Origin of the sequence: Mumia spirodelae, assembly GCF_050632745.1 — a bacterium.
GTDB lineage: Bacteria > Actinomycetota > Actinomycetes > Propionibacteriales > Nocardioidaceae > Mumia.
This window is the reverse complement of the sequence record NZ_JBODSD010000005.1, coordinates 169,137-190,260: the sequence shown is the minus strand read 5'-3', so window position 1 is coordinate 190,260 and position 21,124 is coordinate 169,137. Positions and strand designations below refer to the sequence as shown.

The following is a 21,124-nucleotide window of genomic DNA, read 5'->3' as shown; positions in this document are numbered from 1 at the left end:
CCGAGGTAGGGAGATTCGCAACGTGGGCGTGTTCGCACAAGCCGTCTGGGGCTCGATAGTCACCGGCGCGCTCTATGGACTGGTGGGGGTGGGATTCGTCCTCCTGTTCCGAGCCTCGAAGGTCCTGAGCTTCTGCCAGGGAGGCTTCATGCTCCTCGGCGCCTTCCTCTTCTACGACCTCGTGAAGAACGAGGAGCTGGCGTTCCTGCCGGCCGCCGTGATCACGGCGACGCTGGTGGCCCTGTTCAGCGCCGTCGTCTACGTCGTGGTCTTCGCGAAGGTGGCCGCCCGAGAGCCCTTCGCCACCTCGGTCGCCACGATCGGCCTGGCAGGAGTCCTGCAGGCCGTGGTGGCGGTGCGCTACGGCACCAGCCCGCTCGCCCTCCCCGACGTCGTCGGCGACCGCTCCTTCCAGGTCGCCGGCGCCACCATCACCGTGGCCGACCTCGTCTCGATCGCCATCACCGTGCTCGTCGTCGGAGCGATCCTGCTGGTCCTCGCCAAGACTCAGCTCGGCCTCCAGATGAACGCCGTGGCCGACAACCCGGCGCTCTCCGTCCACCTGGGTGTGAGCGCCGCACGTATCGCGACGATCGCCTGGGGGCTGGCCGGGCTGACCGCGGCGTTCGCGGGCATCGCGTTCGCGCTGCGCGCGTCGGTCGACCCGGTGGGAGTCGCCAACATCGGGTTCTTCGCCTTCCCTGCGATCATCCTCGGCGGTCTCGACTCCGTGCCCGGAGCGCTCTTCGGCGGGCTGGTCCTGGGCGCCCTGCAGAACACGGTCGCGGCCACGCTCGGGACGGACTGGGTGGACCTCGTCGCCTTCTCCGTGATGCTCGCGTTCCTGATGGTTCGTCCGACCGGCCTGTTCGGCAAGGCCGAGGTCGTGAGGTTGTGATGGAGATGTCGTCCGCGCAGGTCCCCGAGGCCACCACCGCGACCACCGCCGAGTCTGTGCCGTCGTCCGACGGGTCCGGACCCTCGCGCCGAGGGGGCGGTTCGGGAGACGGCCTCCCTGGCCGGCTCCGCGAGGCACTCGCCCGCCCCGGCGCACCCACCCGTCTCGTCCTCACCCTGATGCTCGTCGCGGCAGCCCTGTGGGCCGCCGACGCAGGGCCGTACATCAACCTGATCGCGCAGTCGTGCGCGATCTTCGCCATCGCCTCGATCGGCCAGTCGATCCTCGTCGGCGGCGCTGGCCAGATCGCGCTCAGCGGTGGCGCGTTCATGGCGATCGGCGCTTTCACCGCCGGCATCCTGGTCGGCTGGGGGGTGGAGAGCTTCCCCGTGGTGCTGCTGGGATGCGCCTTCGTCGGCTGGCTGGTCGGGATCGTCTCCGGGCTGCCGGGGCTGCGCTTCAAGGGGCTCTACCTGCTCCTCTCGAGCCTGGCGCTGCAGTTCATCGTGACCTCGCTGACCCGCCAGTACCAGGCGGAGTACCACCCGGCGGGCCTGGTCCTGCCGCCGCTGCAGATCGGCTCGTGGGACCTGTCCTACGGGACGAACCTCTACTGGACGCTGATCGTCATCCTCCTCGTCATCTACGCGGCCACCGCTCTCGTCGAGCGCACAGGTGTCGGTCTCGCGTGGCGCGCGCTGAAGGAGAGTGAGGTCGCGGCCGCGATGAGCGGGGTGGACGTGGTCCGCTGGAAGCTGTACGCGTTCGCGGCCAGCGGCGCGGTCACCGCGATCGCCGGCTGCCTGTTCGCCTACTGGGTCGGTCGCGCCGACTACGAGTCGTACACGCTGACGCTCACCATCACCTTGGTCACGATGATCTTCATCGGCGGTGTCGGTTCGCGACTCGGTGCGATCCTCGGGGCGGTCGTCATCTCCGTGCTTCCGTACGTCCTGCAGAACCAGGTGTCGGTCTGGATGCAGAACGCCGGGATCAGCTTCGACTGGTACCTCAGCAACGTCAACACCGTGAACGCCGGCCTCTTCTCGCTGCTGTTCCTGCTGGTGATCCTCTTCGAGCCCGACGGCCTCGAGGGCATCCTGCGCAAGATCGAGTCGGGGATCCGCTCGCTCCTGCGCCGTTCGAGCTCGACGTCGAAGGAGGCGGCGCGATGAGCGCGATCCTGTCCGTCCGCGACCTGTCCGTCTCGTACCGCGGCGTTCCCGCGGTGAGCGACTACGCGGTCGACCTCGAGCCGGGGACGCTCACGATGATGCTCGGCCGCAACGGCGCCGGGAAGACCTCCACGCTGCGCGGGATCGTCGGCTTCCTTGCGGGGGAGACCGGACGGTCCGCCGGCCGGGTCGAGCTGCTCGGCAAGCCCGTACGCCGGCCCCACCCGCTGGCGCTCTCGCGCGCCGGGCTGGAGCTGATCGCGGAACGCAACAAGGTGTTCACGGGGATGACGGTCGACGAGCAGCTGCGTCTCGTCGCGCCGAGCAAGGCGCTCAAGCACCAGGTCCTGGAGTACTTCCCCCGGCTGCAGGACCGCCTCGCCGTCCGCGCCGGCCTGTTGAGCGGTGGTGAGCGCCAGATGCTCGCCACGGCGCTCGCGCTGCTGCGGACGCCGAAGGTGCTGCTGGTCGACGAGCTGTCGCTCGGGCTGGCGCCGGGCGTCGTCCGCGAGCTCATGCAGTACCTGCGGCGGCTCGCCGACGAGCAGGGCCTCGCCATCCTCGCCGCGGACCAGTCGGTCGCGGAGTCCCTCGCGGTGGCCGACCGCGTGCAGGTGATGGACGACGGCGTCGTGGTCGCCGAAGGCGCCATCGACGAGCTCGATGTCGAGGGAGTCCTCGACACCTACCTGGGTCGAGAGAAGGTGTGACCGTGCTGCTGGCACTCCAGAGCGTGGACGTCGAGCTCGGAGGAGTCTCGATCCTGCGCGACATCAGCTTCGAGGTGGCGCAAGGCCACACGTTCGGCATCGTCGGTCCGAACGGTGCGGGCAAGACGACGATCCTCAACGTCGTCAGCGGGGTCGTCCCCACCGTCCGCGGGGACGTCGTCTTCAAGGGCGAGACGCTCACCGGCATCTCGCCTCACAAGGTCCGCGGCCACGGCATCGGGCGGAGCCTGCAGTCGACCCAGTACTTCACCCATCTGAGCGTGCTCGACCTCGTGTCCCTGGGACAGCTCAAGAACTCGGTGTGGGGAGCGTTGAGGTTCTCCGACCACCGGCGTACGCGGTTCGCGCAGACGAGCCGGACCCGCGCGATGGAGGCCCTCGAGCTACTCGACCTCGGCGCGTACGCGCATCGACCGCTGGGCGAGCTGTCGAGCGCTGTGCAGAAGCTCGCCGACATGGCGCGCGCGCTCGCGGTCGGTGGCGAGCTCGTCCTGCTCGACGAGCCGACCTCAGGCGTCAGCGCCAGCGAACGCGGCGCGATCGCCGACGCGCTCTCCGAGATGCGAAGGCTCGGCCGGACGATCGTCCTCATCGACCACGACCCCGGCTTCGTCGTCAGCAACTGCGACCGGCTGATGGCGATGAACTTCGGCGAGGTCCTGCGCGTCGGGGATCCCGGCGAGGTGATGGCGAGCGCCGAGGTGAAGCGGTCCTACCTCGGGCAGTCAGCAGAGTGAACGGTCAGCAACAGCTCCCCCTAGCACGGAGGTCCACCATGAAGTCCACGCGTACGCGCGGGATCGTGTCAGTCGTCGCGACAGGAGTCCTCGCCCTCGTGGCCTCCGCGTGCAGCGGAGACGACGGAGCGAGCGGTTCGTCCGACGGCGACGGGACGTACAAGTGGGGCATCAACGCCGAGCTCTCCGGCGTCACCGCCTACTACGGCGAGGGCATGCAGGTCGGCATCCAGGCCTACATCGACGAGGTCAACGCCGACGGCGGGATCGACGGGCACAAGATCGAGCTCGTCACGCTCGACAACGCTGCTGACGCCTCCCGCACCGCCACCAACACCACCCAGCTGGCGACCGCGGAAGAGGTCAACGCGATCTTCGGCTTCGTCCTCAGCGCCAACTGCTCGGCGGGCACACCGGTGGCGGAGCGCTACAAGGTGCCGCTGGCGTGCATGTCGCTCGCCGAGAAGAACGACTACGCCTTCAGCCTGGGCGCGGACAACACGAAGGCCGGCAGTGCCATCCTGGCCGCGGCCGCGAAGGTCGCAGGCGTCGACGCGCCCCGTGCCGCGCTGGTCAACATCAACACGCTCACGTCCGTCGGCTTCGGCGACCAGGTCGAGGAGAAGGCCGCCGACGCAGGGGTCGAGATCGTCACCCGCCAGGAGATCGACATCGCCGCGAGCGACTCCTCGGCGCAGGTCGCCAAGATCGTCGCGGCCAAGCCGGACGTCGTCATGATGAGCAACACGGGCCCCGGGTTCCTCAGCGTGCTGAAGGGTGTGCGCAGCGCCGGGATCGGCGCTCCGTTCATCTGGGTCGACGGGACCGGCAACCTGCCCTCGCTCGCCGAGTCCACCGACAAGGACGTCTACGCCCTGACGGTGAACGAGGTCGTGGACCCAGCCTCCGCGGAGGGTGCCGCCACAGAGTTCCTCGCGGCGGTCGACGGGACGATGCCGTCGGACAACGTGCTCGAGCTCAACGGTGCCTACACGGTCCCCGCGTACATGACCGCCCGGCTCTTCGGCGCAGCGCTCGAGGAGTGCGGCTATCCCTGCAGCGGCGAGCAGCTGAAGGAACAGCTGGAGAAGACGACGGTCGAGCTTCCGGGCCTGGCTGACGCGTTCGGCTATGACGGGGACGACCACTACCCGTACGCGCAGTGGCACCTCTACCGCGTGTCGGGGCAGAGCGTCGACCACGTCGAGTCGTTCGAGTCGGACTGAGGGAGGTGCCCAGCATGAAGCTCGCCGTCGGGATCGACCCGAGGACGGACATCGGCTCGATCCGGACGCTCGCCGCCGAGTACGAGCGGGCAGGTGTCGACGTGATCTCGGTCCCCGAGTCGTACGGCTTCGACGCTGTCAGCATTCTCGGGCTGCTCGCCGGCGTCACCGAGCGGGTCGAGCTGATGTCGGGGATCGTGTCGATCTACTCCCGCACGCCGGCGCTGCTCGCCATGACCGCTGCCGGGCTCGACCAGGTCTCCGACGGGCGGTTCACGCTCGGGATCGGGGCCAGCGGGCCTCAGGTGGTCGAGGGCTGGCACGGGCTCGCGTACGACGCCCCGCTCGGGCGCACGCGCGAGATCATCGAGATCGTGCGCACCGTGTGGCGGCGCGAGCACCTCGACCACGCCGGCCGGCGCTACACGGTGCCGCTGCCGAAGGAGCAGGGGACCGGCGCGGGCAAGCCGTTGAAGCTGCTGCACCGTCCGCTGCGTCCACAGATCCCGGTGCTTGTCGCCGCGCTGGGCCCGAAGAACGTCGAGCTGGCCGCGGAGGTCGCCGAGGGCTGGATCCCGTTCCTCCACATCCCCGAGAAGGCCGACCGCGTGTGGGGTCCGGCGGTCGCGGCAGGACTCGCGAAGCGGGACGAGGGCCTGTCGCCGTTCCAGGTCGTGTCCGGCGGGCCGATGGCCGTCGGTGCCGACGTCGAGCACCTCCGTGAGCTCGACCGAGCGCACCTGACGTTCTACGTCGGGGCGATGGGCACGCGCGAGGCCAACTTCTACAATCGCGTCGTCCGGGGATACGGGTGGGAGGCGGAGGCAGAGAAGGTGCAGGACCTCTACCTCGAGGGTCACGTCGCCGAGGCGACGGCAGCGCTCCCCGCGCCGCTGCTCGAAGGCACGTCGCTGATCGGCGATGAGGCGTACCTTCGCGACAGGCTGCAGGCCTACCAGGACGACGGTGTGACGGTGGTCCAAGTGACGCCGGTCGGCGCCGATCCGATGAACGACCTCCGTCGCTTCGCCGAGATCGTGCACGCGCTGTGAGTCCCGGGAGGATGCGCGACGTCGTCGTCTGTGAGCCGGTCCGGACGGCGGTCGGCGCCTACGGGGGAGCGTTCCGCTCGATGAGCGCGGTCGACCTCGGTGTGAGCGCGATGCAGGGGCTGCTTGCCCGCAGCGGCATCGAGCCCGCGCTGGTCGACGACGTGATCCTCGGGCACTGCTACCCGACGGCGGACGCGCCGGCGATCGGCAGGGTCGTCGCGCTCGATGCCGGGCTGCCGGTGTCGGTCGGTGGCCAGCAGATCGACCGTCGCTGCGGCTCCGGGCTGCAGGCCATCCTGACGGCAGTCCTGCAGGTTGGTGCCGGGGTGAGCGACGTCGTCGTGGCTGGTGGCGCGGAGTCGATGAGCAACGTCGCCTTCTTCTCCACTGACATGCGGTGGGGCGGCGCGCGTTCCGGCGTGCGCGTCCACGACGCGCTCGCCCGCGGCCGGGTCACTGCCGGTGGACGGAGGCATCCGGTGGCCGGCGGCATGATCGAGACCGCGGAGAACCTGCGCCGCGAGTACGCCGTCTCCCGTGAGGAGCAGGACGCACTCGCGCTCGAGTCGCACCGCCGCGCGGTCGCCGCCCAGGCGAGCGGGATCTTCGCCGAGGAGATCGTGCCGACGACGGTCCCCCGTCGTGGCGCCGACACCGTCGTCGACCGGGACGAGCATCCCCGGTCCGACGCCAGCCTCGAGAGGCTGGCCGCGCTCCAGCCCATCATGCGCGAGTCGGACCCCGACGCCACGGTCACCGCGGGCAACGCCAGCGGACAGAACGACGCCGCCGCGCTCGCGCTCGTCACCACGCGCGACCGCGCCGACGAGCTCGGCCTGAAGCCGTGGGTGCGGCTCGTCTCGTCGGCGGTGGCCGGCGTTGAGCCGAGCAGGATGGGAATCGGTCCGGTCCCGGCGACGGCCGATGCGCTGGACCGGGCCGGACTGCGGCTCGCCGACATCGACGTCATCGAGCTCAACGAGGCCTTCGCTGCGCAGGCTCTCGCCGTCCTGCGCGAGTGGCGCTTCACCGCCGAGGACCTGGCGCGTACCAACGTCCACGGGTCAGGGATCTCGTTGGGGCACCCCGTCGGGGCGACGGGCGCGAGGATGCTCGGGACGATGGCGCGTGAGCTCGACCGTCGGGAGCAGCGCTACGGGCTGACCACGATGTGCATCGGGGGTGGGCAGGGACTGGCCGCGGTGTGGGAGCGAGTGGTCGCGGGCGGCTGATCCGACCGCGTGCGGCCGGGTCCGTTCGCCGTTAGGTTGGACGCGCCCGCTCGCTCGCCGACAAGGAGTCCCATGACCGTCCCCGAGCCGGCGGTGCCGGCGCCGTCCTCCCTACCCGGCTGGGTCCCGGTCGAACGCCGCTGGTTCGGCTTCGACCGGCGTACGATCGCACCCGCCCTCGTCGTCCTCGCCGTCGCCCTGTTCTTCAACCTCGCGCTCCCCGCGATCGACGACGCGGTCCCGTACGACGATCCGGTGGAGGCCGGCGACGTGATGGTCCTCCGCGACGGCGTCACGTTCGCGCCGCCGGTCGGCTGGGAGATCGAGGACGGCGTCCGGCGAGGGGAGGAGCCGGTGAACTCGAGCACACCGACGACCGCGACGGTGTCGAACGGCAGGGTCACCGTCCGCCTGACCACCGGTCCGTTCGACGGGACGCCGCAGGAGCTGCTGGACCAGCTGGAGAAGACCACCGACGCCCTCAACAAGTCGGGTCCGAAGGTGACCGGCGGCCGGGCGTCGGTCCGTACCGACTCCGGTGTCACCGGCGTGATGGCGCGCTACGTGAGCGCCAGCACCGACGGGGCGATCACGGCGTTCGTCGTGGACGGGGTCGGTCTGGAGGTCGAGGTCGTCGCGGCGAAGGCGGCGCCGACCGGCGACGCCCAGGCGGTCGCCTCGCTGATCCGCAGCATCACGTTCGAGAGCGAGGAGGGGCGATGAGCACCGAGTCCACCGTCACCGTGTCGGACGCGGACCTTCTCGAGGCGCGTCGGCGTGCGATCGCCGAGTCCGGCTGGTCTGCCGACGTCAGGGTCTTCCAGCCGCGTAACCTCGCGTTCTGGGTGTGGGCGGGACTGGTCGCCTGGGGTGTCTTCCTCCAGCTGCGGGGCTGGTCCACGATCGTCAGCATCTTCGGGCCGGTCCTGACCCTCGGGCTCGTCGTCTTCGGGTTGTACGCGCTGCTCTTTTGGTGGTTCACCCAGCACATCGACCGCTACTCGGCGATCCCGGCACGCCTGTACGTGGTCGCGTTCCTCTGGGGCGCCTTCGCGGCGACCTGGGTGATGGCGGCTCCGGCCAACGACGCGCTGCTCAGCCTGTACGGCAAGCTGTTCGGCCAGGACTTCGCGATCGACTGGGGCGCCTCGCTCGCAGCGCCCTTCACCGAGGAGATCAGCAAGGGGCTCGGGCTCGTCCTCGTCATCACGCTCGCACCACGCGTCGTCCGGACCGCGTTCGACGGGTTCATCATCGGTGCGTTCATCGGCCTGGGCTTCCAGATCCTCGAGAACGTCTCGTACGTCATCAACTCGGCGCCGTCGCACTTCGGCGCGGACCCGGTCGGAGCCGCCTCCGGCACGTTCCTGATGCGGATGGCGGCAGGCTTCGCCTCGCACACGCTGTACAGCGCGGTCTTCTGCGCCGGGCTCGTCTACCTGCTCGGTCGTCCGTCCGAGCCGCGACGGGTGGGGCGCGGCCTCGGGCTGATGCTGGTCGCGATGGCGATCCACTTCGTCTGGGACTCCGTCACCGCGATCACCGGTGTGATCGCCGGCAGCGGGACGGACGCGCAGGGACAGCTCACGATCGCGCTCCTCTTCGGCGTGCCGATCCTCGCGATCGTGATCGTCGTCCGGGTGTTCGCGATGACGGTCAAGCCAGAGCGGCGCTTCATGCGCGACCTGATGGCGCCCGAGGTGAGCAGCGGCATCATCACCGCGGCGGAGCTCGACGCGCTGGCCGGCAACGGCCGTGCGCGGCGACGGTTCCGCCGATCGGGCCACGGGCTCCACGAGCGGCGTCGCAACAAGCACCTGCTCGAGGCGGGCTTCGACCTGGCCGAAGAGCTCGGGCACGCCGGCGGCGAGAACACCCAGCGGGTCGACTTCGCCCGAAGCGAGGTGCTGCGGATCCGCCAGGGGTGAGGCACCTGGTGTGACAGCGACCCGTCCGCGACGCCGCTGCGGAGCTAGGCTGAGCGGCGTACGCGGGAGGTGCGCGATGCCAGACGAGCGGGTCGCTGAGTTCCACAGGCTGCACGCCTCGGGGTGCTTCGTCATGCCGAACCCGTGGGACGGGGGCACCGCGCGAGCTCTGGAGCAGATGGGCTTCGCGGCGCTCGCCACGACGAGCGCGGGACTGGCCTGGACGCTGGGTCGCAAGGACGCGCAGGTCACCCGGGACCAGGCGCTCGAGCACCTGCGTCTCGTGGCCGCCGCCGTCACGGTGCCGGTCAACGCGGACTTTGAGGGCGGCTACGCGGTGGAGCCCGCCGACGTGGCGACGAACGTCGCGATGGCGGCGGAGACGGGGGTCGCCGGGCTCTCGATCGAGGATGCGTCGGGCGACGCGGCCGACCCGTTGTTCGGGTTCGATCTCGCCGTGGAACGCATCGCTGCGGCACGGCGCGCGATCGACGACAGCGGCACGGGCATCGTCCTGACCGGCCGGTCCGAGGGCTTCGTGCACGGTCGGCCGGACCTCGACGAGACGATCCGACGGCTGCAGGCGTACGCCGAGGCCGGCGCGGACTGTCTCTACGCTCCGCGCATCGGACGCGAGCACGTCGCCCCGATCGTGGCCGCGGTGTCTCCGAAGCCGGTGAACCTGTTGATCAACGCGCCGTTCATCACGGTGGCGGAGGCTGCGGACCTGGGGGTCCGGCGGATCAGCGTCGGGGGCACGCTGGCGCGTACGGCGTGGGGCGGGTTCCTGAGGGCCGCGACCGAGATCGCAGACGCCGGGACATTCACGCGGTTCGACGAGCTCCCCGACGTCGACGGGCTGTTCCGCGGCTGAGGTCGACGAGCGTCACCCTGGCCGAGTCGCCGGTTCCCGAGTCGCCCGTGGCCCCGCCCGTCGCCGACGACTCAGCGTGACGCCGCCATGTGCCGCGCCCCGCGGAATCCGAACACCGCGGCAGGCCCGATGGTCGATCCGGGACCCGGGTACGTCCGCCCCATCACGGCGGCGGAGTTGTTGCCGGCCGCGTACAGGCCCTCGATGACCGAGCCGTCCTCGCGGAGCACGCGGGCGTCACCGTCGGTGACGACGCCGCCCTTGGTGCCGAGGTCGCCGATCACGATCCTGAACGCGGTGAACGGCCCCTTCTCCAGCGGGCCGAGGCACGGGTTCGGGCGGACCAGCGGATCGCCGTAGTAGCGGTCGTACGCGGAGTTGCCGCGGCCGTGGTCGCCGTCGACACCCGCCCTGGCGAAGCCGTTGAAGCGCTGCACGGTCGCGTCGAGGCGGGCGGGATCGACGCCGATCCGTGCCGCGAGCTCGGTGAGCGAGTCGGCCTTCACCATGATCCCGGCGTCTGCCATCTGCTTGTTCAGGCGCGGGTCCATGGCGTACGTCCGCAGGTAGCGTCGCGCGTGCCGGGCGTCGGCGACGAACCAGTACGGCCCGTCCTTGTCGTGCTCGAGCATGTGGTGGCCGAGATCGACGTACGACTCGGACTCGTTCGCGAACCGGTCGCCGTGCCGGTCGACGATGATCGAGAACGGGAACGACCGCTCGCCGACGATGAAGGCAGCGGGGTGACCGTCGAGCGGAGCGATCGAGGCACCCCACCACGCGTCGTCCATCAGCTCGAGCGCAGCGCCGGCCTTGTGGGCGATCTCGATCGGTCGACCGTGGTTGCCCGGGGCGCCGGACGGGCTGCCCTCGATGCCTTGGAGGGCGCGGCGCATCTCCTTGTTCTGGTCGAACCCGCCCCCGGCGAGCATCACGCCGCGGGTCGCGCCGACCGTGACCTGCTTGCCGTCGCGCGTGATCCGGACCCCGACCACACGGTCACCCTCGATGACCAGGTCCTCGAGCGGCGAGCTCAGCCAGAGCGGGGTGTGCTGCTGCAGCACGACGACGTCGAGGAACGAGGAGGCGAACGCCGCGCCGATGCCCGCGAGCTTCTTGCCGCGGAGGACGCCGCCCGCTGCGCGGAACACGAGCTCCGCCCCGCGACGGAAGCCCGCGGGCGTCGACCAGGCACGGCCGAGCAGCCACACGTCGTCGGTCTTCACCGGCAGGGCCGCGGGGGCCTGGCAGGTCTGCCACCACGAGCCGATCCGCTTCACGTCGAACGGCTTCACCTCCACGGCACGGCCGATCTTGCCGCCCGGCCTCTCGGGGTAGTAGTCGGCGTAGTCGGGTGCACGCACGAGCTCGACGCCGTACTTCTCCGCGGTGAGGACGAAGTCGTCCACACCGTCCACGAACGCCTCCTTGCGGGCACGGTTGCTCGCGGCGCCCGGCTCGCCGACCGTGGCCTCCAGGTACGCGAGCGCCTCCTCGCGGGAGTCGCCGACGCCGTCCCGCTTCATCAGCGGGTTGTTCGGCAGCCACATCCCGCCGCCGGACATGGCGGTGTTGCCGCCCCACTTCTCCGTGCTCTCCAGCACGACCACGCTCAGCCCGGAGTCGGCGGCCGCCATCGCGGTCGACAACCCCGCGGCCCCCGAACCGACGACGACGACGTCGTACGTGTGGTCGAACACGGACTCGGGCTGCGGCGTCGTGGGCATCGGGACCTCCTGGAACCGGATAACCGGACAATGTTGTCCGGAGTAGGATTCCAGCATGCCTCCCCAGCGCCGCCAGATCAACCGTGGACCTGCCGCGGCCGCGGAGAACCGGGCAGCGATCCTGGCAGCGGCGCGGCGCGTGTTCGCGGCGCAGGGCTACCACGTCCCGCTCTACAAGATCGCCAGGGAAGCAGGCGTCGGTCAGGGTGTCCTCTACCGACACTTCCCCGACCGGCTCGCGCTGGCCTTCGCCGTGTTCGAGGAGAACTTCGCCGAGCTGCGCGAGATCGCGGCGCGCGAGGAGGACAGGACCCTCGAGGAGCTGTGGGGTCGGCTGCTGGAGCTCACGATCACCGATGCGGCGTTCGTCGAGATGTTCGTCGACGCCCGCCGCGCGACCGCCGACTACGACGGAGCAGAGCGCCTGGCCGCCCTCCTCGAGCCGGCGCTCGACCGCGCTCGCCGGGCCGGCCGCGTCTCCCGAGACCTCACCACCGCCGATCTCGTCCTCGCTCACCGGATGGTGTTCGGCGTCGTCGTGACCTCGGAGGACGAGGACGCGGCGCGGGTGGCCGTCGCGGCGGCCGTCTCCCTTGTCCCGTCCCTGCCCTCGAGTCCGAAGGACCACCGATGAGATCCACGACCGGCAGGCTCCTGCGCGGCTCCGCGGTGATGCTGACGATCTTCTGGATGCTGCTCGTGGTGGGTGGCACGAGCATCGGCCCGATCGAGCTCGTGCCGCTGCTGGGCGTCCTCGTGGTCGGGCTCGTGGCGTACACGCGGCACGTCCGACGGACCTCCGGTCCGCCGCGGGAGCGGACGCCACCGATGGTTCGGCACCCGCGCGGTCGCAAGGCGACTCTGTGGGCCGTGATCTGCGGGATCGCCCTGGGAGCGACGGCCACGACGGCGGTCGGAGCGTACGCATGGGCGACCGCCGGCCCGCGGATCGACCCGGACGCAGGCCCCGGCGCGTGGGGCTCGATGCCGGTCGCCGCCCCGGCGACGGTGACGAGCGACGGCGGCGACCTGTGTCTCGACGGCGAGGGCACCGCCGAGATCCTCGACGTCGTGCCGGTCGGCGCGTTGAACGGGATGACGGTGACCGACTTCGGGCTCGTCGCGCCCGATCCGCAGCCCGACGGGAGCGTGGTCGTCCTCGCAGACGCGAGCGCGCCGCTCCACGAGGTCGTCGAGGGGCGTCGTGTGGTTCGGACGATCTCGCACCGCTGCCACGAGCGGGAGGGGTACCTCAGCTTCATGGTCGAGCTGCGCAAGCCCCGACCCGGAGAGGCTCGGGTGCGCGGGCTCGACGTCACGTACCGCAGCGCCGGACGCGAGCACACGGTGCGCATCGACGCGGACCTCGTCTACTGCGACCCGCGGCCCGGGCGGGTGTCCTGCGAGGAGGGGTGACCCGCCCGGGCCGGGGACGCGAGATCAGCGACCGGCGCGGCGTCGTGCGGCGCGGTGCTCCGCCCCGTCGATGATGCCGAGGATGTAGCCGTACCCGTGCGCGTACGCCTGCCGGCGGCCGGGATCGGCGTCCGTCTCAGGCACGTGATCCGGGTCGACGGCGCCGTCGTAGCCCTCGTCGGCGGCGATGTTGATGATCTCCGCGTGGTCGACGTCGCCCTCGTCGGGCCAGGTCTCGATCCAGTCGTTGCGCCTGCCCTTGATGTTGCGCAGGTGCAGGTTGAAGACGCGCTTCGTCCGGAACAGCTCCCGCGCGATCGGATAGATCTCCTTGCCCGGGTTCCACAGCATCTCCGCGAGCGTGCCGCAGCACAGGTTGAGACCGTGGTACTTGCTGCGGTGGAGCTTGAGGAACGTGAAGAGCCCCTTCCCGCCGGGCACGCTGAGCACGTTCTCCTTGACGCCGCGGTAGCCGCCTGGAGGCGTGCCCGGATCCTGCGGGTGGCAGGCGAGCTTGACGCGGTACTGGTCGGCGACCGGAGCGACCTGGGAGACGAAGTAGTCGATGCGCTCCCAGAAGGTGTCGGGGTCGACCGTGCCGGCGATCGTGTCCGGCAGTGAGTAGTCGAGATCGGCCGCGCGGAACTGCCGCAGGGTGGTGCCGCCCCGCCCGGCGACGTCGTTCGTGCTCAGGACGCCGAGGAGGCTCATGTTGTACTTGATCGTCCCGACGCCCGCGGCCGCGCAGACCTCGATCATCTTCTGGACGTCCTCGATGTCGCGTTCCCGCTCGGCGGTGCCGAGCATGATCGCGGGCCGGCTCTCGTTGTCGATGAGGGTGGACCCGAGGAACGGCAGGGCGACCATGTCCATCTCCATGCCCTGGCTCTCGATGACCTCCTTCTGCTGCTCGACCTCGGCGCGGGTCCAGTAGCCGCGTGTGCCGGTGCCCAGGTCGTACGGCGGGTCGACCGGGTAGCCGCAGACCCGCTCGACGCCGTGCCGACGGAACTCTCGGAGCGCTTCGGCCGTCGTCGCCCGACGTTGCGTGCCGAGCACCATCTTCGGCGCGCGTCCGGCCTCGCCTCCGCCACCTCTCCCGTGCGCTGCGGCGGGGGAGCCTGTGAGGCCCGCCAGTGAGACTGCCCCTGCGCCGGCCGCGGCCGCGCCCCCTCGGATCAACGTTCTGCGATCCACGTTGCTGCCCATCCCATGCCCTTCCGGGCGTGCAGGACCGCGGCTTCCCGTCGCGGTGAAGACGCCCTTGTCCGCGAGGCGACCCCGTCCGCGAGGTCGTCTCGGCCTGTTCGGTGGGCCCACGTTAGAGACGGTGGTGAATTCCTGTACAAGCCCGACTCGGCATCGTCTGATGCGCGCAGAGTATCGACGGCTCGATGCTGCAAAGGTATCGAGCCATGCGCAAGAGGGCTTGGACGGGTAACGCGGGTCACACCTAGCGTGCCGAGCATCCAAGCGAACGAGGGGGAGTACATGAGACGACGACGGCTTGTGGGTGGGGCCGCGACCATGGCGATGCTCGCGGCGGCGGCCACCGTGCCGGGAGCAGCGGACGCCTCGCCGAAGCCCCGGCACGACACGCGCTCCGAGGTCGGCTTCGTGATCGGCGCGGCCGAGGTGCGGACGCGCCCGGGTGGTGCCGAGGTCGCGGTGCCGGTGCTCGGCGACAACCGCCGGACGTGGGCGGTCACCGACACGGTGCCGGCCGCGACGGCTGCGTCGATCAAGGCGGCGGTGCGTCCAGGGACGCTCGTCGACTACCGCGTCTCGAGGGGCGAGGTCGTCGTCCCCGACGACGCGACGCAGACGTTCCACACGGTCCTCACCAAGGGCAGCACACCCGTCTTCGACACGATGAAGTACGGCCCGGAGCTTGCGCCGTACGACGGTGAGCCGGGCGACCTCGTCGCCGCCGGGTGGGTCTACGGGAAGGACAAGAACACCCTCACGCTCGGCGACGGGCGGAAGGTGACCGCCGACATCACGGGTCGCGCCCTGCCGAAGGTCTCGAAGCGGTACGAGGAGACCTACCGGGTCGCGCGGGACGTGGACGTCTACGAGGTGAACACGGCGGACTGGTCGCAGTCGCGTCCCTCGACGTTCTCCCGCGTCCCGGTGACCGAGAGCTACGACCATGCGAACACCGACCGCAAGGCTGCGTTCGTCGTCTTCGACCGCAGCTACCGGCAGGCGAAGGCCGCGAAGGTCCGCGCGATCTACTACTTCACGCCGAGCGACACCTCCGACGGCAAGCCTGTCTGGGACGTGCCGACCGGCAGCACGCTGCTGGAGGACAAGGGCGTCGACCCGGTGTCGGGCACGCCGTACGTGGACATCTCCGCGACCGGCGTCACCCAGGCGCCGTACACGCGCAGCACCGAGCCGTTCGAGATCGTGCCGGGCACGTTCTTCTACGTCGGCGACAACGAGGTGTCGCTCTACCTCTTCGACGCCGACATGGGTACACGGTCGAAGCGCGACGACCGCCTGGTCCTGATGGACACCGGGTGGCCGAACAGCGGCTACCAGTACTGGAAGAACATCGAGGCGATGGGCTACGACCCGCGCGACGTCGACGACATCCTGATGGCGCACGGCCACGGCGACCACTACGGCACCACCGACGAGCTCGTGACGATGATCGAGAACGCCGGAGGGTCGGTGCGGCTGCACTCGCCGCGCGAGGACATCGAGGGGCTGGCGCAGGACGCGGTCGGCAACACGTGGAACCTGCCGCCGGCGCTGCCCGCGTCCGAGACGCTGATCCGTGAGCGGACGGGCTTCTTCCAGTACGACGCGTGGATGGACTTCGGCAACGTCCGGCTGCTCCCGCTGTGGTCGCCCGGCCACACGCCGGGCTCGGCGTCGTTCGTCTTCTCCGTCGACGATCCGGACAGCGGCGAGGCCCTGACGTTCGGCTACATGGGCGGGTACGGCTGGAGCCCGAAGATCGTGAATGCCCGCAACGGCTGGCAGCGGCTCGGGTTCGCGCACAACCTGGCGTGGCTGCAGCAGCGCTACGGCGACGTCGACTACGCGGCTCCTCAGCACGCCAACCAGTTCCCGCTGGTCGAGATCTACCAGGCGCTCAAGGCGTACAACAACGATCCGGCGAACGCGCGGCGTCCGCTGTCGATGCTCGACGCGATGGTCAAGGACCAGTTCGTGAACCAGCTCGAGAAGCGGTACGAGGTCGCCACCAACGCCATCTCGGACACGATCCCCGGCTACCAGTCGATCGAGAGCTTCGGCCCCTTCAAGCCGGGTCGCGAGAACGGCGTGGTCGACGCGCAGGTGAGGCTCGTCGACGGGGGGAAGGTGATCCAGGGCTACGACAAAGCGATGAACGTCAATCCCCGCATCCCGCTCCTCGCCGACGGGGTGACGATCGACCTCGACAGCCACGTGCACGACCCGGAGGGCTGGTACGTGCAGTTCGAGCTCGACGTCCTCGACTCCTACGGCGGGTTCCTGCCTGGTGTCGGTCCGGTGGAGTCGATCCGACCGGAGGTCACCGAGGTCCTTCGCACGCAGCGGTTCGCATCGCGCGCCGAGGCTGAGGCGGTGCTCGCGACCGTCCGCGCCGGTGGCACGTACCGCGTGGACCTGACCAAGGCGTCGGCCATCGTCGTCCCGACGGACGGCCCGGTCTTCGAGGAGGTCCGATAAAGCGCGGGGTCACCCGGCGCGGAGCCGCCTCAGGGCGGCTCCGCGTGCACGCTCGTACGCCGAGGGCACGACCCCCATGCCCGCCGCGACCAGCGCCCCCTCGTGCAGGATCATCAGGTCGTCCGCCACGGCGTCCGGGTCGGCGGCACCGGAGTCCCGGGCCAGCTCGGCGAAGAGCGCGAGGGTCCAGCGCTTCTGCTCGATGATCACCGCGTACGCCGGGTGCGACGGGTCGCTGATCTCGGCGTGCGCGTTGATCATGCTGCAGCCCTTGCCGCCGTGGTCGTCGGACCAGCTCGCGAGGGCGTCGAAGATCGCGGTCAGGCGCGACCCGGGATCCGGGCCGGCCGCCTCGAGGCGGGGGAGGAGGACGTCGCGCCACCGCTGCTCGCGGTCGAGGAGGTACTCGACGACGAGGCGGTCCTTGGACCCGAACCGGTCGTACAGGGTCTTCTTGGTGACCCCGGCGCGCTCGGCGATCGCGTCGACGCCGACGGCGTGGATGCCCTCGGCGTAGAAGAGCTCGGACGCCGCGGCGAGGACGGCGCGGGCCTTGGGGGTCCACCCGATGGCAGAAGCTTCCACCTGGCAAGAGTACACCGATCGGTATAGCCTGAGCGGATGAGAGATAAACAGATCGGTATACCTCGGTCCGCGACTCTCCTCACCGTCGGCCTCGCCGTCGTCTTCGTCGTGTGCTGGTCCTCGGGCTTCATCGGCGCCAAGCTGGCCGCCTCCGACGCGTCGGTGCTGACGGTCCTCATGTGGCGGTTCGTGGTCGTCTCGCTGCTCCTGCTGCCGTTCCTGCGCGCGGGTGGTCGCGGCGCACTCGCCCGCTGGTCGCGCGCCGAGGTGCTCGGCCAGGTCGCCGTGGGGCTGCTCTCGCAGACCGGCTACACGTTGACGGTCTACTGGGCGATCGCCCTCGGCGTGAGCACCGGCACGACGGCGCTGATCGACGGGATCCAGCCGCTCGTCGTGGCCTCCCTCGCCGCGCCGCTGCTCGGCCTCGTGACGTCGACGCGCCAGTGGGTCGGCCTCGTCCTCGGAGTCCTCGGCGTCGCCGTCGTCACCTGGGCCGATCTGGCATCTCCGCGCACGGACGCCCCGCTGTGGGCGTACGCCGTGCCGCTCCTCGGGATGCTCAGCCTCGTCGGCGCGACGTTCGTCTCCCGGCTCGGCGTCGTCCGCACGACCGCGCGCCGCGCACTCGCCGTGCACTGCATCGCGTCGGCCGTCGTCTACAGCGTGCTCGCCCTGATCGCCGGCGACGCCGTCCCGCCGGCGACGGGGCAGTTCTGGTTCGCCGTCGGCTGGCTGGTCGTCCTGGCGACTCTCGGAGCGTACGGCGCCTACTGGGTGCTCATCGAACGCGTCGGCGTGACCTCGACGAACGCGCTCCTCTTCCTCGTCCCCGGAGTCACGACGCTGTGGGGAGCGGCGGTGTACGGCGAGCCCCTGACCGTGATGACGATCGCCGGCCTCGCGCTGGCCCTCGGGGCGGCCGCGACGGTGGTCGGCGGCGGGATCGCGCAGGAGAGCCAGGCATCGCGATGATGCCTGGCCCTCCGGCCGTCGGTCAGGAACGCGTCGCCACGTGGGAGCCGATCGCGTACGCACCGGAGGTGCCGGCGAGCGGCGAGTAGGTCGCGGTCGTGTACTGCTGGTGCGGCGCGACGCCGGCGCTCGTGACCGCGTTGGTGCCGTCGTTGGCGCAGATCAGGTCGCCGGTGTTGCAGACGTTGTAGACGAAGACGCCGGTCGGCCACGACGCGCGCTTCCCCCACACGCCTCCGCGGGTCGAGGGGTTCTTGCTGACCTTGCCCCGCAGCGCGGGGTTGAACATCGGGTCGCCGATGAGGCCGATGCCCTGCAGACGCGCACGCTGGGTGGACGACATCCCCACGACGACGTCACCCACGATGTGGGCGCCCTGGGAGTAGCCGAACAGCGCGATCTTCGTGGTCGGGCATCCCGACACGTAGCTGTTGATCTTGGACTTCAGCGCCGTGCGCCCGCTGCTCATCGAGGCGAGGTAGTTGAACGACGCCGGGTACGAGACGTAGTCGCTCGTGACGTTGGCCGTGCCCTTCTTCGCCCGGAACGCGCTGAGCGCGGTGGGCAGCCGGGTGCCCATCGACGCCTGGGTCCCGTCGGCGGTCCCGCGGACGCCGATGAACGTGTACGCGCGGCAGGTGACGGCGTTGGCCGCCGGCGCCGTGGCCGCCACGATGCCCGATGCCGCCATCGTCGCCGCGACGGCGCCGAGTGCGGCACGGCGCATGCTCCTCGATCCGAACATGTCGACTTCCTCTCCCCGAAGGCCCGCCTCGGTGCGGGCCGGTGCGTTCACCTTCGCGGCGGACGCCGTACGGGCGTAACCCCCGGAATCGGGGGGTCAGGATCACGCCTCGTCGAGGACGTCGCCCGGCGCGGTGCCGACCGCCCGCTCGATGTCACCGGGGCTGGCGTGCTGGAGGTAGTCGCGCAGCTTCAGGCACGCGGCCCGGTAGTGCTCACGAGCGGTGTCCTCGCTGATGAACAGCGACGCCGCGATGTCAGCCCAGTGGCGGCCACGCGGGCGAGCCGAGATGACCTGCCGCTGTCGCGGACTGAGGTCGAGCGAGGCGCCGCGCCGGTCCAGGAGCTCGGTGAGCCCGACGAGCGACTGCGTGATCGCCACCTGGCCGAGCCGGATGTCCTCGACGGCGCGTACCGCCACGTGCGGCGGGTCGGACTTGTGCACGACACCGCTCGCGCCCGCCCGCAGGCACAGCGCGAGGACGATCGCCCGGCGCTCGTCGGTGTAGAGGCACACCGGGCGCCCGAGGTCGCGCAGCGCGCGGATCGCGGCGCGTCCCTGCTTGGTCGAGGACGAGACCCCGTGCGGTCCGCGCAGGAGGAGGTCGAGGACGACGACGTCGCAGTCGACCGGCGCGTCCTCGAACTCCTCGACGCTGGCGTACGTCGCGACGACGTCGAGCCCGGGGTGGACGGTCGCGAACCCGCCGCGGATCACGGTGCTGTCGTCGATGACGACGACGCGGGGGAGCGGTGAGGCATCGCGGGCACCGAGCGGCTCGTTCACAGGGTCTCCTCCCCGGCCGTCACCAGTCCGACGATCGTGACCGAGGTGCCCCGGCCGGGCGACGAACGGATCTCCACCGTGGCGCCGCACTGCTCGATCGCCTCACGCACCTGGGTATCGAGACCGAACCCGTACGCCTCGTCGTCCTGGTCGAAGCCGACCCCGTCGTCGGACACGACGACCTCCCAGGTCGACCCGTCGGTGTCGGCGTGCACGACGACCTGGTGGGCCTCGGAGTGGAGCCGCGCATTGTGCAGCACCGTGGTCACGGCCCCGCGCGACGCGGTCCAGACCTCTCGGTCGAGCTCGACGTGGGCGCCGATCTCGACCGCCAGTTCGAGCGGCAGGTCGTCGAACCCTTCCAGGGCGGCGGCGAGCATGGTGCCCACCGTGCGCCGTGACCGGTCGGGCGATTCCTCGACCTGGCTGCCGAGGTAGTTGCGCAGCCGGCGTGCCTCACGGTCGGCCTGCAGCCGCAGTCCCGGCAGGACCGCGGCCGGGGTCTCCTCGTCGGACAGCAGCCGCAGGATGCTCGACGCGTCGTGCACGGTGAGCTGGTAGCGCTGGAGCTCGAGCGCCCGGGTCGCGGCGACCGCGTCCTCGCGCGACTGGTCGGCGTCGGCCGCGAGGTGCCGCAGGTAGTGCACGAGCAGCGCCACCACGATCGCGTAGCCCGGGATGGTGATGGCGTTGTTGAGGCTCGTCTCCCAGGACGCGACGTCGGCGGCGGAGGTCCAGGCCAGGTACCACCCACCCAACGCGACGCCGTGGACGACGGCGACCGCCGGGCGCAGCCAGGTCGCGGCCAGCGCCGCGACGTTGATCGCGTAGCCGGGTGCCCAGGACTCCCAGGTCCCGACGAGGTGGGTTGGTGGCAGCAGGAGGTTCATCGCCGGGATCGCCAGCCACGCGAGGACGAGGTCGGGGGAGTGCCACACCCCGGTGCGCACCGACCCCGAGACCAGGCACCGGGCGATGAGCGCGAGCGACACCACGACGACCGCCGCGGTCAGGACGGAGTAGGCCCGAGGGTGGTGGGACAGACGGGCGCCGGAGGCGGCGCTGACGAGGATCTGGAGCAGGACCACCCCACGCATCGCCGCTGCCACCAGCGCGATCCCGCGCTCGGCGCGGCGCGCAGAGCTCCGCTCGGGCACGCCCGCCGCGGCGACGGACGGCGACGTCACCGATGACTCCTCACGTCGGCAACCTCCCCCGACCACCACGCGACCCCTGCTGGGGCGCGATCAGCGTACGCCGTCCCGCGGGAGCATTTCGGCGATTTCGCCACGCGATGATGGGCGGTCGTCCTAGAGTCGTCGTGACGGCGCGGAATTCCCCGGCCGCACCGTC

The 21,124-nt window shown here is 70.7% G+C and carries 20 protein-coding genes; 14 read left to right on the top strand and 6 right to left on the bottom strand.

Translation table 11 applies throughout. The annotated features are described in order from the left end of the window. Positions 1 to 22: 22 nt before the first annotated feature. The 10 genes from ACQSSQ_RS21015 to ACQSSQ_RS20970 all read left to right on the top strand — a co-directional run bounded on the left by ACQSSQ_RS21015 (position 23) and on the right by ACQSSQ_RS20970 (position 9,853). A complete protein-coding gene (locus tag ACQSSQ_RS21015) occupies positions 23 to 898 on the top strand; it encodes a branched-chain amino acid ABC transporter permease (RefSeq protein WP_431329089.1) in 876 nt (291 codons plus the stop codon). A 5-nt stretch (positions 899 to 903) separates the two neighbouring features. Then, positions 904 to 2,073, top strand: a complete 1,170-nt coding sequence (locus ACQSSQ_RS21010) for a branched-chain amino acid ABC transporter permease (protein WP_431329088.1) — start codon at positions 904 to 906, stop codon at positions 2,071 to 2,073. Further along, positions 2,070 to 2,783 carry an ATP-binding cassette domain-containing protein gene (locus tag ACQSSQ_RS21005; protein WP_431329087.1) on the top strand — a complete coding sequence of 238 codons (714 nt, stop codon included), beginning with the start codon at positions 2,070 to 2,072 and terminating at the stop codon, positions 2,781 to 2,783. The genes ACQSSQ_RS21010 and ACQSSQ_RS21005 overlap by 4 nt, the downstream gene beginning before the upstream one ends. Before the next feature lie 2 nt (positions 2,784 to 2,785). Beyond that, the gene (locus ACQSSQ_RS21000) at positions 2,786 to 3,541 is read left to right on the top strand and encodes an ABC transporter ATP-binding protein (protein WP_431329086.1); all 756 of its coding nucleotides are present in this window, start codon (positions 2,786 to 2,788) and stop codon (positions 3,539 to 3,541) included. Between the two features lie 38 nt (positions 3,542 to 3,579). Further along, entirely contained in the window at positions 3,580 to 4,767 is a 1,188-nt protein-coding gene (locus ACQSSQ_RS20995; protein WP_431329085.1) for an ABC transporter substrate-binding protein, read from the top strand. Positions 4,768 to 4,781: 14 nt separating this feature from the next. Further along, entirely contained in the window at positions 4,782 to 5,819 is a 1,038-nt protein-coding gene (locus ACQSSQ_RS20990; protein WP_431329084.1) for an LLM class F420-dependent oxidoreductase, read from the top strand. 11 nt (positions 5,820 to 5,830) lie between these two features. Beyond that, complete coding sequence (locus tag ACQSSQ_RS20985) at positions 5,831 to 7,051, top strand: acetyl-CoA C-acetyltransferase (protein ID WP_431329083.1); 1,221 nt, start codon at positions 5,831 to 5,833, stop codon at positions 7,049 to 7,051. Positions 7,052 to 7,123: 72 nt separating this feature from the next. Further along, entirely contained in the window at positions 7,124 to 7,774 is a 651-nt protein-coding gene (locus tag ACQSSQ_RS20980) for a hypothetical protein (protein ID WP_431329082.1), read from the top strand. Continuing rightward, positions 7,771 to 8,979 (top strand): PrsW family intramembrane metalloprotease, encoded by a 1,209-nt coding sequence (locus ACQSSQ_RS20975; protein WP_431329081.1) that lies wholly within the window; start codon positions 7,771 to 7,773, stop codon positions 8,977 to 8,979. The genes ACQSSQ_RS20980 and ACQSSQ_RS20975 overlap by 4 nt, the downstream gene beginning before the upstream one ends. Before the next feature lie 76 nt (positions 8,980 to 9,055). Beyond that, entirely contained in the window at positions 9,056 to 9,853 is a 798-nt protein-coding gene (locus ACQSSQ_RS20970; RefSeq protein ID WP_431329080.1) for an isocitrate lyase/PEP mutase family protein, read from the top strand. 71 nt (positions 9,854 to 9,924) lie between these two features. Here the strand turns inward: ACQSSQ_RS20970 and ACQSSQ_RS20965 are convergent, their stop codons facing one another. Next, positions 9,925 to 11,580, bottom strand: coding sequence for an FAD-dependent oxidoreductase (locus ACQSSQ_RS20965; RefSeq protein ID WP_431329079.1), 1,656 nt, complete (start codon positions 11,578 to 11,580; stop codon positions 9,925 to 9,927). Positions 11,581 to 11,635: 55 nt separating this feature from the next. Between ACQSSQ_RS20965 and ACQSSQ_RS20960 the strand changes: the two genes are divergently transcribed. Together ACQSSQ_RS20960 and ACQSSQ_RS20955 are read left to right on the top strand one after the other, a co-directional pair. Beyond that, entirely contained in the window at positions 11,636 to 12,214 is a 579-nt protein-coding gene (locus ACQSSQ_RS20960; protein WP_431329078.1) for a TetR/AcrR family transcriptional regulator, read from the top strand. Continuing rightward, the gene (locus ACQSSQ_RS20955) at positions 12,211 to 12,996 is read left to right on the top strand and encodes a hypothetical protein (RefSeq protein ID WP_431329077.1); all 786 of its coding nucleotides are present in this window, start codon (positions 12,211 to 12,213) and stop codon (positions 12,994 to 12,996) included. Before ACQSSQ_RS20960 ends, ACQSSQ_RS20955 begins: the two co-directional genes overlap by 4 nt. A 24-nt stretch (positions 12,997 to 13,020) precedes the next feature. Here ACQSSQ_RS20955 and ACQSSQ_RS20950 read toward each other — a convergent pair whose 3' ends face one another. Continuing rightward, entirely contained in the window at positions 13,021 to 14,058 is a 1,038-nt protein-coding gene (locus ACQSSQ_RS20950; protein WP_431329076.1) for a mannonate dehydratase, read from the bottom strand. 429 nt (positions 14,059 to 14,487) lie between these two features. Between ACQSSQ_RS20950 and ACQSSQ_RS20945 the strand changes: the two genes are divergently transcribed. Beyond that, positions 14,488 to 16,683 carry an MBL fold metallo-hydrolase gene (locus ACQSSQ_RS20945; RefSeq protein WP_431329075.1) on the top strand — a complete coding sequence of 732 codons (2,196 nt, stop codon included), beginning with the start codon at positions 14,488 to 14,490 and terminating at the stop codon, positions 16,681 to 16,683. A 9-nt stretch (positions 16,684 to 16,692) separates the two neighbouring features. On the opposite strand, the gene ACQSSQ_RS20940 is transcribed toward ACQSSQ_RS20945, so the two are convergent. Next, entirely contained in the window at positions 16,693 to 17,268 is a 576-nt protein-coding gene (locus ACQSSQ_RS20940) for a TetR/AcrR family transcriptional regulator (protein WP_431329074.1), read from the bottom strand. Between the two features lie 36 nt (positions 17,269 to 17,304). Between ACQSSQ_RS20940 and ACQSSQ_RS20935 the strand changes: the two genes are divergently transcribed. Beyond that, positions 17,305 to 18,240 carry a DMT family transporter gene (locus ACQSSQ_RS20935; RefSeq protein WP_431329073.1) on the top strand — a complete coding sequence of 312 codons (936 nt, stop codon included), beginning with the start codon at positions 17,305 to 17,307 and terminating at the stop codon, positions 18,238 to 18,240. Between the two features lie 22 nt (positions 18,241 to 18,262). Here ACQSSQ_RS20935 and ACQSSQ_RS20930 read toward each other — a convergent pair whose 3' ends face one another. From ACQSSQ_RS20930 to ACQSSQ_RS20920, 3 genes are all read right to left on the bottom strand, one after another. After that, complete coding sequence (locus tag ACQSSQ_RS20930; RefSeq protein ID WP_431329072.1) at positions 18,263 to 18,985, bottom strand: cutinase family protein; 723 nt, start codon at positions 18,983 to 18,985, stop codon at positions 18,263 to 18,265. Between the two features lie 102 nt (positions 18,986 to 19,087). After that, entirely contained in the window at positions 19,088 to 19,771 is a 684-nt protein-coding gene (locus tag ACQSSQ_RS20925; RefSeq protein WP_431329071.1) for a hypothetical protein, read from the bottom strand. After that, positions 19,768 to 20,958: a sensor histidine kinase gene (locus tag ACQSSQ_RS20920; RefSeq protein ID WP_431329070.1), complete on the bottom strand. Its 1,191-nt coding sequence runs from the start codon at positions 20,956 to 20,958 to the stop codon at positions 19,768 to 19,770. The genes ACQSSQ_RS20925 and ACQSSQ_RS20920 overlap by 4 nt, the downstream gene beginning before the upstream one ends. Between the last annotated feature and the right edge of the window lie 166 nt (positions 20,959 to 21,124).

What these genes read in the sequence shown, in the direction of transcription:
- ACQSSQ_RS21005 (WP_431329087.1), top strand. Translation starts at nt 2,070, where the DNA reads ATGAGCGCGATCCTGTCCGTCCGCGACCTGTCCGTCTCGTACCGCGGC.
- ACQSSQ_RS20985 (WP_431329083.1), top strand. Translation starts at nt 5,831, where the DNA reads ATGCGCGACGTCGTCGTCTGTGAGCCGGTCCGGACGGCGGTCGGCGCC.
- ACQSSQ_RS20950 (WP_431329076.1), bottom strand. Translation starts at nt 14,058, where the DNA reads ATGGTGCTCGGCACGCAACGTCGGGCGACGACGGCCGAAGCGCTCCGA.
- ACQSSQ_RS20935 (WP_431329073.1), top strand. Translation starts at nt 17,305, where the DNA reads ATGAGAGATAAACAGATCGGTATACCTCGGTCCGCGACTCTCCTCACC.
- ACQSSQ_RS20955 (WP_431329077.1), top strand. Translation starts at nt 12,211, where the DNA reads ATGAGATCCACGACCGGCAGGCTCCTGCGCGGCTCCGCGGTGATGCTG.
- ACQSSQ_RS20975 (WP_431329081.1), top strand. Translation starts at nt 7,771, where the DNA reads ATGAGCACCGAGTCCACCGTCACCGTGTCGGACGCGGACCTTCTCGAG.
- ACQSSQ_RS20980 (WP_431329082.1), top strand. Translation starts at nt 7,124, where the DNA reads ATGACCGTCCCCGAGCCGGCGGTGCCGGCGCCGTCCTCCCTACCCGGC.
- ACQSSQ_RS21010 (WP_431329088.1), top strand. Translation starts at nt 904, where the DNA reads ATGTCGTCCGCGCAGGTCCCCGAGGCCACCACCGCGACCACCGCCGAG.
- ACQSSQ_RS20960 (WP_431329078.1), top strand. Translation starts at nt 11,636, where the DNA reads ATGCCTCCCCAGCGCCGCCAGATCAACCGTGGACCTGCCGCGGCCGCG.
- ACQSSQ_RS20970 (WP_431329080.1), top strand. Translation starts at nt 9,056, where the DNA reads ATGCCAGACGAGCGGGTCGCTGAGTTCCACAGGCTGCACGCCTCGGGG.
- ACQSSQ_RS20930 (WP_431329072.1), bottom strand. Translation starts at nt 18,985, where the DNA reads ATGTTCGGATCGAGGAGCATGCGCCGTGCCGCACTCGGCGCCGTCGCG.
- ACQSSQ_RS20990 (WP_431329084.1), top strand. Translation starts at nt 4,782, where the DNA reads ATGAAGCTCGCCGTCGGGATCGACCCGAGGACGGACATCGGCTCGATC.
- ACQSSQ_RS20945 (WP_431329075.1), top strand. Translation starts at nt 14,488, where the DNA reads ATGAGACGACGACGGCTTGTGGGTGGGGCCGCGACCATGGCGATGCTC.
- ACQSSQ_RS20995 (WP_431329085.1), top strand. Translation starts at nt 3,580, where the DNA reads ATGAAGTCCACGCGTACGCGCGGGATCGTGTCAGTCGTCGCGACAGGA.
- ACQSSQ_RS20965 (WP_431329079.1), bottom strand. Translation starts at nt 11,580, where the DNA reads ATGCCCACGACGCCGCAGCCCGAGTCCGTGTTCGACCACACGTACGAC.